18 protein-coding genes and 1 pseudogene are annotated in these 17,403 nt (G+C 36.3%); 1 reads left to right on the top strand and 18 read right to left on the bottom strand.

Annotated elements, in window-relative coordinates:
• From AC4BHP_RS06005 to AC4BHP_RS05975, 7 genes and pseudogenes are all read right to left on the bottom strand, one after another.
• Positions 1 to 286, bottom strand: a pseudogene (locus tag AC4BHP_RS06005) (IS110 family transposase); the annotation flags it as partial.
• A gap of 392 nt (positions 287 to 678) precedes the next feature.
• Positions 679 to 1,260, bottom strand: a complete 582-nt coding sequence (locus tag AC4BHP_RS06000; RefSeq protein ID WP_490551628.1) for a VanZ family protein — start codon at positions 1,258 to 1,260, stop codon at positions 679 to 681.
• Between the two features lie 98 nt (positions 1,261 to 1,358).
• Complete coding sequence (locus tag AC4BHP_RS05995) at positions 1,359 to 1,718, bottom strand: DUF4181 domain-containing protein (RefSeq protein WP_490551626.1); 360 nt, start codon at positions 1,716 to 1,718, stop codon at positions 1,359 to 1,361.
• A 192-nt stretch (positions 1,719 to 1,910) separates the two neighbouring features.
• Positions 1,911 to 2,342, bottom strand: coding sequence for a VOC family protein (locus AC4BHP_RS05990; RefSeq protein WP_148630922.1), 432 nt, complete (start codon positions 2,340 to 2,342; stop codon positions 1,911 to 1,913).
• Between the two features lie 119 nt (positions 2,343 to 2,461).
• Entirely contained in the window at positions 2,462 to 2,659 is a 198-nt protein-coding gene (locus AC4BHP_RS05985; protein ID WP_490551625.1) for a hypothetical protein, read from the bottom strand.
• A 111-nt stretch (positions 2,660 to 2,770) separates the two neighbouring features.
• Complete coding sequence (locus tag AC4BHP_RS05980) at positions 2,771 to 3,511, bottom strand: DUF5694 domain-containing protein (RefSeq protein WP_490551624.1); 741 nt, start codon at positions 3,509 to 3,511, stop codon at positions 2,771 to 2,773.
• 182 nt (positions 3,512 to 3,693) lie between these two features.
• The gene (locus tag AC4BHP_RS05975; protein ID WP_490551623.1) at positions 3,694 to 4,056 is read right to left on the bottom strand and encodes a hypothetical protein; all 363 of its coding nucleotides are present in this window, start codon (positions 4,054 to 4,056) and stop codon (positions 3,694 to 3,696) included.
• Positions 4,057 to 4,272: 216 nt separating this feature from the next.
• Here AC4BHP_RS05975 and AC4BHP_RS05970 point away from each other — a divergent pair, with 216 nt between their 5' ends.
• Positions 4,273 to 4,458 (top strand): hypothetical protein, encoded by a 186-nt coding sequence (locus tag AC4BHP_RS05970; protein WP_490551621.1) that lies wholly within the window; start codon positions 4,273 to 4,275, stop codon positions 4,456 to 4,458.
• Between the two features lie 1,021 nt (positions 4,459 to 5,479).
• On the opposite strand, the gene AC4BHP_RS05965 is transcribed toward AC4BHP_RS05970, so the two are convergent.
• From AC4BHP_RS05965 to AC4BHP_RS05915, 11 genes are all read right to left on the bottom strand, one after another.
• A complete protein-coding gene (locus tag AC4BHP_RS05965) occupies positions 5,480 to 5,671 on the bottom strand; it encodes a hypothetical protein (RefSeq protein WP_066103809.1) in 192 nt (63 codons plus the stop codon).
• Between the two features lie 35 nt (positions 5,672 to 5,706).
• Positions 5,707 to 6,153: a YaiI/YqxD family protein gene (locus AC4BHP_RS05960; protein WP_490551620.1), complete on the bottom strand. Its 447-nt coding sequence runs from the start codon at positions 6,151 to 6,153 to the stop codon at positions 5,707 to 5,709.
• Between the two features lie 318 nt (positions 6,154 to 6,471).
• Positions 6,472 to 6,888, bottom strand: a complete 417-nt coding sequence (locus AC4BHP_RS05955; RefSeq protein WP_066103806.1) for a Zn-ribbon domain-containing OB-fold protein — start codon at positions 6,886 to 6,888, stop codon at positions 6,472 to 6,474.
• 12 nt (positions 6,889 to 6,900) lie between these two features.
• Positions 6,901 to 8,061, bottom strand: coding sequence for a thiolase C-terminal domain-containing protein (locus AC4BHP_RS05950; protein ID WP_490551618.1), 1,161 nt, complete (start codon positions 8,059 to 8,061; stop codon positions 6,901 to 6,903).
• 26 nt (positions 8,062 to 8,087) lie between these two features.
• The gene (locus AC4BHP_RS05945) at positions 8,088 to 8,507 is read right to left on the bottom strand and encodes a MaoC/PaaZ C-terminal domain-containing protein (RefSeq protein WP_066103802.1); all 420 of its coding nucleotides are present in this window, start codon (positions 8,505 to 8,507) and stop codon (positions 8,088 to 8,090) included.
• Positions 8,508 to 8,527: 20 nt separating this feature from the next.
• On the bottom strand, positions 8,528 to 8,968 hold the full coding sequence (locus tag AC4BHP_RS05940) for a MaoC family dehydratase N-terminal domain-containing protein (protein WP_148629718.1): 441 nt from the start codon (positions 8,966 to 8,968) through the stop codon (positions 8,528 to 8,530).
• A gap of 276 nt (positions 8,969 to 9,244) precedes the next feature.
• Positions 9,245 to 10,990: a class I adenylate-forming enzyme family protein gene (locus AC4BHP_RS05935; RefSeq protein ID WP_490551615.1), complete on the bottom strand. Its 1,746-nt coding sequence runs from the start codon at positions 10,988 to 10,990 to the stop codon at positions 9,245 to 9,247.
• 73 nt (positions 10,991 to 11,063) lie between these two features.
• Positions 11,064 to 12,533 (bottom strand): aldehyde dehydrogenase family protein, encoded by a 1,470-nt coding sequence (locus AC4BHP_RS05930; protein WP_148629720.1) that lies wholly within the window; start codon positions 12,531 to 12,533, stop codon positions 11,064 to 11,066.
• Between the two features lie 46 nt (positions 12,534 to 12,579).
• Positions 12,580 to 13,716: an acyl-CoA dehydrogenase family protein gene (locus tag AC4BHP_RS05925; protein ID WP_148629721.1), complete on the bottom strand. Its 1,137-nt coding sequence runs from the start codon at positions 13,714 to 13,716 to the stop codon at positions 12,580 to 12,582.
• 21 nt (positions 13,717 to 13,737) lie between these two features.
• On the bottom strand, positions 13,738 to 14,928 hold the full coding sequence (locus AC4BHP_RS05920) for an acyl-CoA dehydrogenase family protein (RefSeq protein WP_148629722.1): 1,191 nt from the start codon (positions 14,926 to 14,928) through the stop codon (positions 13,738 to 13,740).
• 262 nt (positions 14,929 to 15,190) lie between these two features.
• Positions 15,191 to 17,263, bottom strand: coding sequence for a helix-turn-helix domain-containing protein (locus AC4BHP_RS05915; protein ID WP_490551612.1), 2,073 nt, complete (start codon positions 17,261 to 17,263; stop codon positions 15,191 to 15,193).
• Between the last annotated feature and the right edge of the window lie 140 nt (positions 17,264 to 17,403).

Here is a 17,403-nt window from a genome sequence, read left to right as displayed (position 1 = left end):
GCCTTCTTCGCTTGATGAGAAATGATTGGATTCAATAAGATATAAAGTATGTCATTCTCTTCTAAGCATTGAACAACGGGTGTATGATAATGTCCTGTTGATTCCAATATAACCACAGGCATCTGCCCAGTTGTTTCCTTCATTTCTTCTAAGAAATAGATAAACTTCTCCAACTCTTCACGATTATGCTTAATCGAAAAACTGTTCCATATGGCTTTCCTTTATCTAAAAAAGCCTGTACTTCACTTTCTTCTTTGGCTATATCTATACCCACAACTGGGTTCATTCTTTCTCCTCCTCTGATAAATTCACCAGTACCCCTATTTCCTCCAAGTAGTATTATAGCTTCGCTTGTTATACGAGATCTCAGTCCCAACCAGCCTCAAACATATTTCTACAATTAGGGGGTGAACAGTTTAGCGGACGGGATCATTTGTCCCACTGCCCCTTACGTTCTACCCTGGCTACTGATAGATTAAATTCATATGAAAAAAGTTCAACCAGAAAGTTCTGGCTGAACTATATAATACGAAACTGCCCCTTTAACTGTATAGCAAATTAAATAACTTTATTATCATTAAACAGATAGTGCTCTACACTAAATGGAAGAATAAAAAATAGACCTAAAGATATCATAAAGTTGATATTTTAGGTCTATTTATATTGATTGTATATAATTTACACTGTAGCTTTTTGCTCTTTATCTAAAAGTAAATTATTGTTGTTTAAAAACTTAAAGAGTGCTTTAAATATGATTAAGCCTATAATAGTACCTACAGTGTTCAGAATAAGATCATCAACATCAAATGCACGATAGTTATAACCTATAATGAATCCTAATATAGCCTGTAAAATCTCAATACTTAAACTTACAAAAAATCCAACGGCTATAATAGATTTAGGTTTCATTTTAAAAAACAAAATAGACACACCAAAACCTAGTGGAACAAACAATAAAATATTCCCACCAAATTGTCTCAAACCTATTGAAAGATACTCAGGAGATAATAGTTCCAAAACACCTTTAAAGGGAATGAAATTATGTTTTAAACCTAAGTTATCCTCTATCATTGTTTGAATTAAGAATTTTTGATAGGGAAAAGGAAAGAACGTTAGAACAACCATACCTGCGATATAAATACCAAAAATAATCCAATAAAAATAACGCAATGAAGATATAGAACCTTTTAAAAATTTAAATCCAAAAAACATCATAAAAAAAGATATTATAACAATACTAGGGTATAAAGCATTTAGCATTATAAAAACTCCAAATCACTATAGATGTCTATTAATACTATAGTATTTTTGTTTTATTGTAAAATAATGAAAATTCCTTATTGAGCTAAACTGCCCCTTTAGTAGTAAAAGTGAACAACGAAAAAAAAGATAGGAATAATTATCATCGAACTTATAATCGTTGAAATATATTGTTTTGATTCCTTTAGATACTTCCATTCCAATATAACTTGTAAACACGTTAATGCTGTTAAAAATAGAATCAAATTCCACTTTAAAAGGTCATCCGATTCCTTTTCAAGGGCAAACAAATAGGTAAACATAAAAAGTATACCTATCAACACTCTTCCCCAATGTTCAATTGATTTTCCAGGAGTTTCGGAAAGGTCTATTTTCTTTACACCAAGAAATTTCCTCACTATTTTCTCCACTAAAAATGCTGCTAAAAGAAAAACAACAAGACTCACCAACAGCTTCATATTCACCCTTCTCTCTATTAGCCACGACTTCCAATATTACAACTTTATAATTCGATATGTATGATAGCAAATCCTTCTTGCACTAACCTGCCCCTTTAACGGAATAACAAAAAACAGCTGATCACAGCCCTTCAGAGTAATGCCCTGGTACTTTAAGAAAACTGATACAAGGCATACATAAGTAAGAACCTATTAAAAGGAAATCATAGCTCCACGTTCATCGAATACTGAATCTGGATTCCAAGCAATCTCCCAAAGGTTGTTTTCAGGGTCCGAAAAATAAGCTGTTCTTCCTCCCCAGAAGGCATCGCTTGGTTCTCTTAGAATATTCCCACCTGCTTTTTTAATAGCATCAATTGTTGTATCAACTTCTTCGGGTTTATCTACGTTGATTGAAAAAGATACTCCACGAAAGGTATCTACGCTTTGAGTAATTTCAACTGCTGCATCCTTAGCCAATTCCTCAATAGGAAATATTGAAAGATTAACACCTGCCGTTTTAAAGACAGCGTAATTATCAGAACTTATCTCTGTTTCTTCCCATCCTAAATTTTTATAGAACGAACGTAAAATAGGCAAATTGAATGCACCGATAGTAATTAGGCTAATTCTTTGCAAGACCATTTATATTCCCCCCTCATATATTTTTATAAAGTAATGATTTCAACAAAACGTTTAAATTCTCCTTCTTCAACTAAACTGCCCCGTTTGTCTAATAACGACTAGAACATACTGATATCTATTTACTGTTTATTTTTCTTTTTGGCATTCACATACCCAACTATTCCGACTATTGTAATTAAAATCAAAACATACATATCCGTAGTCAGTATGCCTTCCTTTACCAATGACAGTTCATCGTATGTTCTAATCAAGAGACAAATTGGCGGGAAAATAAGAAGCGACAAAAAGAACTTTTTCCTGACTTCTAAATCTTGCATAGTAATCCCCCTTAAAGTATTACATTCCTTCTTCCGCTAACCTGCCCTTTAGCCGCATAAGAAAAGACCGTCAATTTGACAGCCGTGAACTTCCGCTTATGCCTTCGTTTGTTAAAAATCAAGATAATTTATTGCTGGCTCTACGTTATACATACCACTTTCTTCGAGAAATTGGGAAACTAAATGTATGTGGGCTGCTCCTATTATTAAAATGATTCTGTCTGAAGAAGAATGTGTTATCTTTGTCAAGTTAGAGTAAATTATTAAATTTCTTTGGTACCACCATCTTAGCCAGTCAATTCCTACATAGTCATCTCCTTTCCCAATACGTGCTACTGCCATATACATTTCGTGCTCTTTTTTTACTCCAACTTCTTCATTTAGTTCTTTCATCAACTCAACTAGGCTTTTATCGCCAATATTATAGTCTTTTTCTGGATGATACTTTTCGTGTATGTAGTTATATAGGTCTGGCTGTTCACTTTTTGCCCAATCATATACCTGACCAATTCCTCGGTTCCCGACGGTTTTCATCCAATCAACTGCATATACCTTTTTATGACCTGATTCAGAAGCAATTCTAAAACCATATTGATGAACTTCATCAATGGTTAACTCAAACTCATTTTTTAAATACAGACTATAATCTTGATTTAATTCTTCTTCTTTTTCTTTAACTACTTCAAATGCTAATTTGGTTGGATTAAACCTTTTTATTTTATCTACAACTTCTCTTATTTCCTTTTGCCTTCTATCATTTAGCAAATTATCAACTTCATATTTATATAAATCTGGTGTATACCGCATATGAAATGTGCCTACTACCATTATTGTCGGCTTTTGCTTGTCCAAAGTTGCTCCCTCCCAAAAATCATCTAACTTACTTTATTCGTCATAGTTTTCATATTATCCTTCTTCCGCTAACCTGCCCCGTTTCTACAATAAGAAGTTCAACATAAAAAGGCATTAATCATCCTTAGATCAATGCCCTCGATAGCTTAAGTACAACTTTTCACACTATAAATATTTTCCTTTTAAAGAGCTATATTTAAAATTTCTTCAATCCATTCTTCTTTTTCCTCTATGCCAAGAACAATGCATAAACTTTTATGGACCTTTTTAAACTCTGGGATAATTTTATTTACTACAACCATTATCTCAATTGGATCTCGGCTACATTGCCATTGTTCAAGTAGTCCAAGTTGTATATCAGATAATTCACTTCGGCTACCTTCTAGTTTTGCCCAGTCTCCAAATGCGTTAGGCTGAATACTAGCAGCCATATACCAACCTGTTACCATTGATAGTCTCAAACTATCAAGACAATTCAGTGCATAATAAAGTTCTTTTCTCATTACTCTTCGATATGCTTCGTGTACATAAGCAAAGAATTTCAAAGCTAACCTGCCCCTTTAGTCGCATAATAACTGAACGTCTTATGACAGTCTTAATCTGCTAATTCCCCCTTTTTTACAGATTAAGAAGGTGTGCTAAACACCAAACTTTCGGTATAAAAATAAAGCCCTGCAGCCCTGGTTTATGTAATAAGTAACTAATCGGTATAAATAGTACAGTTGTGATACAATTAAAAAAAATTACACAGGAGGAAAATAATGATAAAAGGTTTGTTACGTATATTGAGTTTGATTGCTACAGTCTTAGTGCTGATGTGGATTTTTGATTTGGTTTTCAAGGATATACCATCTAAGAATTTTATAGACGTTGCTGTTTTGATGGGAATAGGTGGGGCAATTGGAGTAACAATTCGCTTTGCGATAGATCAGGCTAAAAAATCTTGACCTTCTTTTTTCAACATCTCTATACTAAAGGGCGATGTTAACAAAAAAGAAGACATAAATAACCTTGTCTTATGAAAATATATCTTTTGTTTTTTTACTATTAAATGTGTGGACTTATCCCTCTATAGGTTTTTCTAAATTATATATCAAATAGCAGTTCGTTAACGCTTCTTTGAACTTCTCTTAGTCCTCGGTTGCACTGCAAAGTAGCAAATCTTTCTTCCACTAACCTGCCCCGTTAGTTGAATAGCTAACTTTATTCTAATAATACCATTAAATGGATAATCTTTTTTTAATCTAGGAACAACTATCTATAAGAATTTCTTTTTGTATGTATATGGAGGACACACCTTGTGGAGTATTCACAATTATCTGTAGTGATATATCAAAAATCGTTATAAAGAGATATTATTATATGTCAAAAATTCATAAGGGTATCTGTTATGTGTCAGTAAAAAATGACATATAACAGATACCCTTATGAACCAAATCCTTATTTATAAGCAAAAAAAAGATAACGCTTATGCGTCATTAGTCACCTAGGTATGTGACTAATGACATATACAAATCACCCTTTCTTCTTATTGTCCGTGTGGAGAAAACGATTTATAAGAAAAACAAGATCCAAAGTAGGATCTTGTTTCAGCTAGGAATAAAAAATGTGTAAATCTCTTTTTTATTAACTGAGAATAATACCTTTTCTGATTAAACCTATATCACTCACTCTTACTAAGTGATTAAATATGTTTCAAATAACAACTGTTTCTCCGCTAATTTCATCTTTACAATAAATATATTTCTTCCCAAACTCTTAAATACTTAAAGTTCGATCTTCCACAAACTGGCCCTTAAATGTAAAAATGGGTGCTATCCTTCTTAAGGGAAAGCGCCCGATTGCTGAATAACCTTTTCTATTGAACAGTAACCTTGTATTACCCAGCAACCTACTTTCATATTTTGGTTACTAACTTAATCCACTTATATCTTCAGCATTTTTTAAGTGTAAATAAGATATAAGGATTTACTTTTTGAGCTGATCAAGTGCTTGGTAAGCTGCCTGATACTTTCCTCCATCCGCAACTTCTGAATGGTACAAGGCCTTGATGGCATTGTTTTTTTCAAGACCATGCTCAGCCTTTAACTCTTTAAAGCGTGTATGCAGTTCTTTATTTCCCTTAATTAGTTGTTGCATTTGCGATTTTGAATACTTCAAAATATTTATCTCCTTTTTAAATCTCTGAGTTTAGCCTAATTTTTAACAGAAATAACCTGTTTAAAAAGATTCCTAAATTGCTCCCGGTCTTCAGCTGTAAAAGGCTTTGGTCCTTTTGTTCGCTGTCCACCTTTTCTAGCCATTGCACTTAAATAACGTGTTTGTAATAATTGGTCAATATTTTCATTTGTATATCTAAAACCTTTATGGTGGAGGACGATAATTCCTTTTGCTAAACCTAGTGATGCAAGACCATAATCTTGCGTAACGATAATATCTCCTTTTTCCACTAACTTCACAATTCGAAAATCTGCAGCATCTGCTCCAGAATCAACATAAATGGTTTTCACTCCTGATGGCTGTTCTGCATTAGAAAAATGAGAAAAGCTTGTAACAAGGATAACCTGTATTTCAAAATCGCTTGCTTCAGAAATAATAATATCTTTCATTGGACAAGCATCTGCATCCACATAAATTTTCATCTTTCCCCTCCCATTTAGAAGTTCGACTTACTATTTAACTTAATCTTTTTCAACTATAAAAGGGACTGATGACTTTTGTTTAAAAATAACAAAGAGTTCTTCCTTTTGCTGTTTTTTTATATCCTTATATTATACTTTATAGAATTGTGTTCAAATTGCCAACAAAAGATACCTTAGAACTAAATACTTGATTAGAATGTCACTGTTTAGCTACTAATATATCCCAGATTTAAACAATAATTTTATTATAGTAAGAAACACAAAAACCATAACTCTTTGCTGCCAAAGAATCATGGTTTCAGTCTAACAATTTATTATTTACCTCAATTTCCACTGAGGAAGAGCTCGTTCCTCGTTGATATCCTGCCAAAACATTTGGACGTCCATGCCAATCTTTACTTCGTCAGGATTACAGTTTAAAACATTACCTGTTATTTTAATTTCAGGCAGTCCTTCTAGTTCGACCTGAGCAATAACAGTCGGCAGATCGTCCTGGAAACCAGGCAGAAATGGTCGATAGGAAATGATATAGGAATAAATAGTTCCGTAGACTTCGTTACCGAATGAGTCCCAACTCAGTTTAGGACTGCCGCATTTTGAGCAGGCTGGACCAGGAGGATGTTGATATTTATGACAGGAATCACATTTCTGGATGGAAAGTTCATGTTTATCTGCCGAATCCCAGTAAGGCTTGTTATCCTGGTTTTTTAGTGGAATGGGTTTTTGATAGGCCATTTTATATCCCTCCTAATTTCTAAGAATCATAGCACCGGCTATATCTGGACCCGCCCAACCTGTACAGATTCCGATTTCACAATTCTCAACTTGACGATCAGTTCCTTTGTACTCGTGACGAATTTGCCTAACGATCTCAAGTACATTATTCATTCCATGAGTATAGCCTTCTGAAAGCATTCCCCCTGCTGTATTGGTAGGAAGGCTTCCTCCTATCCTCAAGTTTCCTGCAGCAACGAAATCCCCCACTTCTCCACGTGGAGCAAACCCAAAGGCTTCGAGCTGACGAAGCACAACCCAGCTAAAGCAGTCATATATGGAGGCTACTTGAATATCTGATGGCTGTACACCAGCTGATTTATATAATTGTGGAGCGACATAATCTGATGCTACCTGAGTCAAATCGGACCAATAGTGGGCATGTGGATGACATTCTCTTGCTGAAATTCCCATAATATAAACTGGTTTGGACTTACAATCTTTAGCCCTTTCAGCTGACGTAACAATGATCGCATTCGCTTCATCCAATTCAACACAGCAATCGTGTTTAGTAAATGGATAGCTAATGTATGGCGTTTCCATATATTCCTCCATTGTTAATGGATGTCCGTTTAGGAATGCTTTAGGGTTTCGTTGGGCATGTTCATAAAAATCTACACAAACATGGCCCAGATGTTCACGTGTAATCCCTGTTTCATACATATGCCTTGTAGCAAACATTCCAAACCACTGAGATGGACTTGCGGAACCATACGGAATAATGAAGCTTCCTCCATCAATTGCTTCCTGGATCATGTCAGGATCATATCCTCGTCCGACCTTTTTTCCGGAAGCACCATTCATAGATCTCCAAATTAATACGGTTTTTACTAAGCCTGCTTCTATTAATCCAACTGCATCTGCAATTAACATTTCAGTCGAGCTTCCGCCACCCATGACGTCATTAACATAACTGGGGCGTATCCCCAAATAAGTTGCCAGCTGGTGTGAAGAGCAGGAATCACCAGTACTATAGCTCATAACTCCATCAATTTCTTTAGCTTCAAGCCCAGCATCCTGCAATGCATTCCGTGCAGCTACTAAAGCCATATGGAGTGGTGTGGTTCCTGATTTTCTTGATCGTTCACTCTCTCCAATTCCTACAATGGCATAGCGATTGCTTATATCCCCCACATTAATGCCTCCTTTTCCTGTACAAGTTAACGAAATTTTAAAGTGGCTTTACCAGAACCAACAACTGATCCGGATTCCTTTTCAGCTATTAAATTCAAATCTGCCATTCTCAGGCCATCTTCCTCATAGATTTTTTCTACAGTTGAGGAACATGTTATTAAGTCACCTGGAATTGTCATCGCCCCAAATCGCATCTTAAACTGTTTAATTTCAGCTGTGGTGCCTGCAAGCTCCATAATGTATTGGCCTAAAAAGCCCATAATTAGCATTCCGTGAGCAATCACACCATTCATGCCAATCTTTTGCGCAAACTCATCGTCAGTATGTAGCGGGTTGAAATCGCCGGATGCACCTGCATATTTGACTAATTGAACCTTTGTAATGGGCGGTTTTTTTAAGACAGGAAGCGCTTGTCCCGCTCTTAAATCTTGATATTGTATCTCCATCCATTTGACCCCCTATCTTTTCATAAAGCAGCTCGATAAATGATATTCATACGGCTGATTGCTACCATTTCTCCGCTTTCGTCCTTGAATTCTGTATCAAGAACAAGAAATTGCATCTTACCGCTATTTCCGTCTTTTTCGTATAAATCCGCTACCTTGCTTTTACAAATGAGTCGATCTCCAAGGCGAATTGGACGATAGTAGATAAACTCCTGCTCTCCATGAAGCATCCGCTTTTCGTCTAGTTTTAGAGGAAGATGATTTCCTTCACTGCTTAAGGCAATTAAAAAGGTTGGAGGAGCAATAATGCCCTCATAAAATGTATTTTTAGCGTATTCTTGGTCAGTATATAAAGGATTAGGATCTCCTATAGCATCCGCAAATTGACGAATATGTCGCTTTTCTACCTCAACGGAAAAAGTGCTTCCTTCTAAACCAATTATACTTTTATCAAGCTCCATAGATTTGCCTCCCATTAATAGGCTTTATGTGTAAAAATGACGGTTGTTTATGCAAATTTTAAGATAATATACATGTAGCATCAATGTAGGTTTCAACATAAATATCCACAAAGTCTTGTAATGTTCTACACTCCAATAGTAGATAGCGTTACATGGACAGACCACATTGTGCTGTAGTTGAATGATAAAAGTTTGTATTTATCTAACAAATACTATAGAATGATTCAATCTATAAAGTAGTCTTATAAATCTTCTCAAATAATAAAATGATTTATTTTATAGTGGGCTATTTATTGTCTTTAATTCCTTCTCACGCAGTATTCGTTTAAGAATTTTACCTGCTGGTGATACAGGAAATACTTCAACAATCTCCAATTCTCGTATTTTTGCATAGTGAACGACTTCCTGATTAACAAAATCGATAAGTTCTTCAACAGTTGCTGTTGCTCCCGGCTTGAGAATAACAAATGCCTTTGGGATTTCTCCCACACCTGCTGAAGGTTTGCCGATTACGGTGGCGTTGCTTACCGCAGGATGCTTAAATAGCGCATCCTCAAGCCTGCTTGGATAGACGTTATAACCTTTATAAATCAACATATCTTTTTTGCGGTCAACGATGGTGATGAATCCATCTTCGTCCAGCATTCCGATATCTCCTGTATGGAGCCAGCCATCTCTAAGCGCTTCATCTGTTTCGATGGGCTTATTATAATATCCCTTCATAATTTGTGGACCTTTTGCACATATTTCACCTGTGGATCCTACAGGTAATGGTTCGTCGCTGCTGCCATCTGCAGGGATGATTTTCACTTCTGTATCAAAAAGTGGATGTCCAACTGTTCCAATCTTTTGCAATCCAGACCACAACATAACAGTATTCGTGATCGTTGCTGTCGCTTCTGTTTGTCCATAGCCTTCTCCAATCTTGGCATTTGGGAATGTTTTTGCTAATAGTTTCATTTCCTCTTGTACTAATGGGGCGGAACCGGATCCGGCATTCTTTACAGATGAAAAATCATAATTATGTATGTCTGGATGACCGAATAAGCCATTCCACATAGCTGGAGAACCGCTCACATGTGTCACTTGATATTTTTCAATATATTCAAGAAATGTAGTCGGTTTAAAACGATCAATGAGAACGACAGTGTATCCTACTAACATTGGATATGCCATACAAGAATAAACACCGGAAATATGAAACAAAGGTGAAGGACTGAGTGAAATGGCTTCCTCTGTCAAACACGGATATTTAGCTAGGTATTTGTCAATATCTTTCTCCACTCGTACAACTTCAAGTCCATTATTGTCTGTAATTCTTGGCAATAATCCAGCCGTCCAGGCTGCCGTCTGCAGAAAACTGCTAATCAAATTAGAATGTGTAATCATAACACCTTTAGGTCTACCTGTTGTTCCACCCGTATACGCAATATGGACAAGATCATTTTTTGGATCAATACCTGGATCAAATTCCTCATCTATACCTGAAACAATCAAATCTGCTAAGCTATACCAACCCTCTCCGTAATTCTTTACATACACTGGGTTGTCATATGAAAACATTTCCTGGTCTCCGGTCACAATTACCTTCTTTAAATTTAAGTTTGCTTGCAGACTTTGTATATCATCCACTGTTGATTCATGAGTAATAATAATTTCAGTATCCGAATCCTGAAGCTGAAAGCAGACATCATCTTTTGGAAAATAAGGATTAATTGGTGAATATATAGCACCGGATAAAACAATTCCATAATAAGCAACAATATATTGAGGGCACGTTGGTAAATGAACTGAAATGACTGTACCTTTTTCTACGCCAAGCTTTTTTAATGAATAAGCAAACATAAGAGAATCACGGTAAACCTGTTCATAGCTAATATGAGTATCACGATAAATAAAAGCGGTTCGGTTCCCAAAACGGCTGGCGCTTCCTTTTAAAATCGCTCCTACCGGCAAATTAGGATAATCAATAGTCCTTGGCATATCTGGATCAAAAATTCGTTCATCTGACCAATTAAACATTTTTATCAACTCCAATTGGTATTAGAATAGGTAAGCATAACTTAATAGATGTCTACTTTAGTGGGATATATTTTTATCCAATTTCTATTACACATGCTTTTTCCCTGGTGTATTCTATAAACGAATCTGTGCCAAAACCACTGTCTTTAAATCCTCCAAAGGGTAAATCAATGCCAACCTGAGAATACGTATTCACCCATACATTTCCTGCATCTATCTTGCTTATTAATCGCTTTGCACGGGCTAGACCAGTCGTCCAGATTCCTGCTGCCAAACCAAAATCCGTATCATTAGCAATGGCTATAGCTTCTTCTTCTGTTTCAAATGGTATGACCACTGCTACGGGCCCAAAGATTTCTTCCTGGCATACACGATGACGGTGGTTATCCACCTTTATTAGTGTTGGCTCTACCCAATATCCGTTTTCTAACTCCTGATCTCCATGTAATAAGACATTACCGCCAGATTTCCCACCTGCAATAATTTCTCCTTCTTTTTCTCCAAGCTCTATATAGGAAGTCACTTTTTTATATTGTGATAGATTACCGATTGGGCCCATCGTTGTCTGCATATCTAACGTATTTCCAAGCTTCACGGATTCCATAGCCTGCTTGAATCCTTTTACAACTTCTTCAAAAATGGACTTCTGAATTAATATCCTGGATCCAGCCACACATATTTGTCCTGCGTTGCCGGTAAAAATGGAATAAGGCAATAATCTTTCCATTACTTTATCTAGGTCTGCATCCTCAAAAATAATATTTGGAGATTTACCGCCTAATTCAAAGATAAATGGTTTAGGATTATTTACAGTTGCCCTGGTAATTGCGCTTGCAGTAGCTTTAGAGCCAGTAAGACTGATTTTATTTATTTCCTTATTGCTTACTAAAGCATCACCGATTTCGGTTCCATATCCAGATAAGACATTTATGACACCTGGAGGTAAGATGGATGCCAAAATTTCTCCGTAGCGTAAGGAAGAAACTGACGCATGCTCAGAAGGTTTAATAATAACTGTATTGCCTGCTGCCAAAGCATAGGCGGCTTTCATGGTGAATGTAAATAGAGGGGCATTCCATGGTGTTATCCCTACTACCACTCCCAGAGGTTCACGATACGTATAACCAAACGTTGTTGGTCCCTTTGGAATGGTATCGCCTCTGCTTGCATAATTACAAAGCCCGGCTGCATCATACCAAATTTGTTTTAATGAAGTGATAAGCGTATAGCTTGTGTTGCTTATGACCCATCCATTGTCCTTTGTTTCCAGAGTTGCTAATTCTTCAGCATGATCAGTAAGTCGATCGCCGATTTGCCTTAATAATTCAGCACGTTGTAATGGTGGAAGTTCAGCCCAATTAGGAAATGCACCGCGGGCAGCTTGAATTGTATATTCTACGTCTTCTATCGTGCTTCTCGGTATCCTAGCCCAAGCAATACCTGTAGAGGGATTTATACTTTCAATAAATTCACCGGTTGTTGACGGAACTGCGTTACCGTTGATAATATTTTTATATTCTTTTAGTTCATGGATTACAGGCATACTTACTCATCCCTTCCTGTTTTTAAAGATGGTTTAGGCTGAAAATCTACCAATTAAGAGCTGTAGCTGCCTTTTCTCTATATAATCTTGAATTTCCCAGATATGTTTGATAGTATTGAGCTCTTTTTAAATACAGATGACAGTCAATTTCCTCTGTTACTCCTATGCCTCCATGAATCTGAATCCCATGTCCCGCTAAACGAAGATACGCTTCTGTAATAAATGCCCGAGCACTATTAACTGCCACTGCTGCATCTTCTGCCTTTTCATCCAAAGCCCAAACAGCGTAGTAACTTAACGATCTTGCCGTCTCCAAATCCAGTTTCATATCTGCAATTCGATGCTTTATCGCTTGAAAACGTCCGATTGGCTGGCCAAATTGAACACGGATTTTTGCATATTCGGCACACATTTCTACGATTTTATCCATACCTCCAACCATCATTGAAGCAAGGGCGGCGTTCAGATATAAAAGTCCTTCCTCAATGGCGTCCTCACCTCTATTCAATTCACCTAGAATTCGAGAATTGGAAACGATTACATTTTTAAAGTTAACTTCTGTCAGATGACGAGTTTCATCCATTGATTGAAGTACTCGATAATCTACACCATCATCATTTCTATCTACAAGGACAAAAGAAATACCTTTTCCATCCGTTTCTGATTCAGAGCGAACTAGCACAAGATATGTATCTGCCAGATTGCCTTCAGGAACTAATGTTTTAGACCCGTTAAGAATCATCGTGTCTTCATCATATTTTGCTGTCATTTGAATATCATTCAGGTTAAAACTCTTTCCTGGCTCTAACCATGCAAGTGAAATGGTTCTTGAACCGTCTGCAATTCCTGGTAAGTATTTTTCTTTTTGTTCGGCTGTACCAAACTTTTCAATCATCGGTGCTGCAAATGCGACGGTTTCTAAATACAATCCTGGTAATAATGCACGTCCTAATTCTTCGAGTACAGGAACTTGATCAACTGTAGTTAATTCTGCGCCTCCATATTCTTCTTTCACGGTGATTCCCATACAGCCCAATTGTGCTAGACCCTTCCATGTCTTGGTGAGTAGCTTCATATTATTTTTCGCCATCTCCCGAGCAATCTTTGTTTGCCCTGCGCCATCTAAATATTTTCGGACCGATCCTCGAAACATTTCCTGTTCTTCACTTAAAGAAAAATCCATTTTTATTGCACCTCCGTTTCATTAACGTAAATCCTTAGGCAATCCCAATAATCTTTCACCAATCGTATTTCTCTGTACTTCGCTTGTACCTCCGCCAATCGTAACTCCAAAGGAAGATAAATATTCTAATTGCCAAAAAGGATTGGCCAGTGCATCTTCTTTCCATAAAACACCCTCATGACCCTGAATGGATACAGCAAACTCAAACAAATCCTTTGTTAATTCGCTGCTCATTAATTTATCCATCGAGCTTTCTGCACCAGGATAGCCTCTTTTCATAGAGGTAGTAATATTGCGATAATACGTTAAAAGTACACCTCGACAACGAGTATAGAGCTCAACCATTTTTTGTCGTGTAAATGGGTCTTTTATGAGCGGCTGGCCATTTTCCTTCAGTTCATTCGTTAACAACACTAAATCAGAAAATTGCTTCTCCAGAGTGAATATTTGTGCGCCAATTCCAGTTCGTTCATGGAGCATTAAATTAATCATTACCTTCCAGCCCTCATCAATTTCGCCAACAATTTCTTCATCATAGGCAACAGCGTCATTGAAATAGACCTCATTAAAATCATGCTTTCCATTCATTTGAATAATGGGACGTACTTCAACACCTGGTTGTTTCATATCTACTAGAAATACCGTGATTCCTTTATGCTTCTTTTCTAAATTGGAGGTTCTCGCAAGTAGAAAACAACGGTCTGCCAAATGCCCATAACTCGTCCAAACTTTTTGTCCATTGATAATCCATTTGTCGCCCTGTTTTACAGCACTCGTTTTCAATGCAGATAAATCAGACCCGGCATTTGGTTCAGAATAACCCTGACACCATACTTCTTCAGCATTAAGTATTTTGGGGATAAATTTCTCTCTTTGCTCTTCCGTTCCAATATCCATTAATGTCGGCCCAACCATATGGATTCCAATATAATTAATAAGATGTGGAGCTCCTGCTCTAACCATTTCCTGATGATAGATGATCTCTTCAATAACCGAGGCACTTTGACCGCCATATTTTTCTGGCCAAGCGATGGCAACCCATCCGCCATCATTCATTTTCTTCTGCCAGTCCCTCAAAAATTGAGCTTGTTCTTCTTCGTTTTCTGGCAAATCTCGTTTACCTTCGATCCAACCCTCAGGTAGATTTTCCTCTAACCATATCCTTAATGTTCGACGGTATTCTTCCTCTTTTTTTGTAAAAGAAAAATCCATTTCATTATCCTCCTTCGGCAATCATCAAGCTCCTCACAAACATAACAACTATAATTTGTATTTTAGTAATACAGATTTTTGAATACAATGTAGGTTTTTACATAATTTCTTTGTAATGAATTGAAGATTATATACTAGTTTTTGCTGGAGAAGGAGGTAATGTGGAAGAAAGTTATATAAACAAAGAGAAGGCATTGCCTTCTCGTAAATGAATATATGAGGTTTTTATTTTAAACATCAATAATAATGGTGGAAAATGAGGCTAAGAAGCTTGGTTCAGTGATTTCTTAAGATAACAGGCTAGTTGAAGGCGTAAAATGTCCTCTGCGTCTTCAAATGATATACTGAGACAATCTTCAATCTTCTTTAATCTTTGGTAAAGTGTATTGATATGGATAAACAATTTAGTAGCCGTTTGTGATGCAGATCGATTCAATTCAAAGTAAGTAATCAATGTTTCTTCGAGTTTGCTGGCTGCATGATGAGGTGTCTGTAAGGGTTCAAATACCTCCTGCAGAAAACGGTTAATTTCTTCTTTGTCTTGATTGATAAACAACCTGTTCAGTCCAATTTTCGAGTACTCTATTATATCAGGAACTTCCTTTGAAACAAGATATGAGAGAGCCATCTCCGCCTCATTATGAGATTTACCAATCAGGGATAAATCGCTATATGTTGAACTGATTCCTCCGCAGAGTAATCTGCCCTTTTCCTCCTCATTCCACATCACAATGGTTTGTTCTAAAATCTGCAAAATATAAGGGTATGATTTGGAATCGGGAAGGCAGAAGAGAACGATTGCTTTATTATGGTCACCGAAAATGGTTTGAATATAAAAGGATAATTCTTTTTTTAACTGAGCCACTAAACGGTGTATATAGGTGTCTAGCACTTCCTCGTCCTGATTTCCTATATACTGAAGGATTACTGAAAAAAACTCCTCCTGCTCCTTAATTCCTAATTCAGTTGCCTTAGATAATAAAGTAGTGGAATCTTTGCTCTGCAGCAATTCATAATATAACTCTCGACGGTTTTTGTAATAAAACTCGACTAAATTCTTTTTCTTAACCAGTTCAAGTGCAAGGACAGAATATCCCTGTTCTAATGCGATATGGTCTAGCTGACTTAAGGGTTCCTTTATCTCGATAATAAGACAGCCAAGAATTAAATTTTCTGTACGGATTGGATATAGACAATGGGACTCTTGCTCAGATGTAATAATTTTGTATGGCAAACCATCTTCCATGTTTGTAATCGTACGATAAAGTTTTTGGTACGTATAAGAATAGGGCAGTTTTTTTCTTTCAGGTATGTAGCTATTTTCGATTAGGTCTACAAATATTAATTTTTTCCCTATTATTCTGTTTAGCTCACGAATTACCTTTTTTGCCCCCTTATTCTGCAGGGATAGATTTGTTAGTGTGGAATGGATATCGTCTCTTTTGAGCAGAAGTTGATTTTGATTTTTGATATCGGTGAATAACTTTGCATTTTTAAGTGCTACACCAATTTGAGAAGAAAAGCCTTGCATCAAGTGTAAATCTTGTTCTGTTAGACTCTTACTTGATTTAACCTGGCCAAGGATCATAGCACACTCAATTTCGCCATCAACAGCTATTGGAGCTGAAATTAACGATTTGACATGACGGGGAAAGTCATAGGTAGAATCCCAATATTGATTATTTTCTGGAGAAACAGTAGCCATCTTTAATAAAAGCTTAGAAGTATCCTTCACGAGCTCCGGAGTTCCATTCATGAACATTTGTCCAATAGATCCTTCTCCTATTCTATATTTCATTTTCCAAAGTCCGTCCATAACATGGCCAACTGAAGTCTTACAAACTATACGATCTAATTGCCGGTCATATAACCACAAAGTACCTAAGTCAGCGGTTGGAATAACTTCCATCGTATTTTTTAATATTGCAGAAAATATTTCTTCAATATCTAACAAAGAAGTAGTCTGACAGATACTCTCTATGATTTTATCGATCTTATATCGGTTTGCATGTAAAGCATACTCACTGTATATCGGATAAAGAAAATAATACATTAAATCCATTTCTTTATCGTCAAACTTAGTTGATTCAGATAAGCAGACGGATACTATGTATTGATTAGGATATTTGAAATAAAGATATGTTTTACGTTCCTTAACTTCCTGAGTAGATATAAAATCCATTAAGTCTATATGCACTGGCTCGAAAACACCTAAATGTTCCCCGCCCTCAATTAAAATAGAATCTGAAGTTTCAGGACTTGATAACCAAATTTGATACGGGCAATGAACACCTTTTTCCTTCAAAAATGCCTGCAAAACATTTTGGTTACTCATATTTCCTCCTCTGGATATAAATTATTTTTAAAAGATATTCACGTATTCTGTCATAGGTATGAATATATTGTCTGTCTACATTATAATATTAAATTTCCTAAAATGATTAATCAATCTTATTTATATCTGAAAATTCAGCA

The organism is Pradoshia sp. Z4_20, from assembly GCF_058216035.1.
The sequence above is the reverse complement of the archived record's forward strand: the minus strand, read 5'-3'. Positions and strand labels throughout refer to the sequence as shown.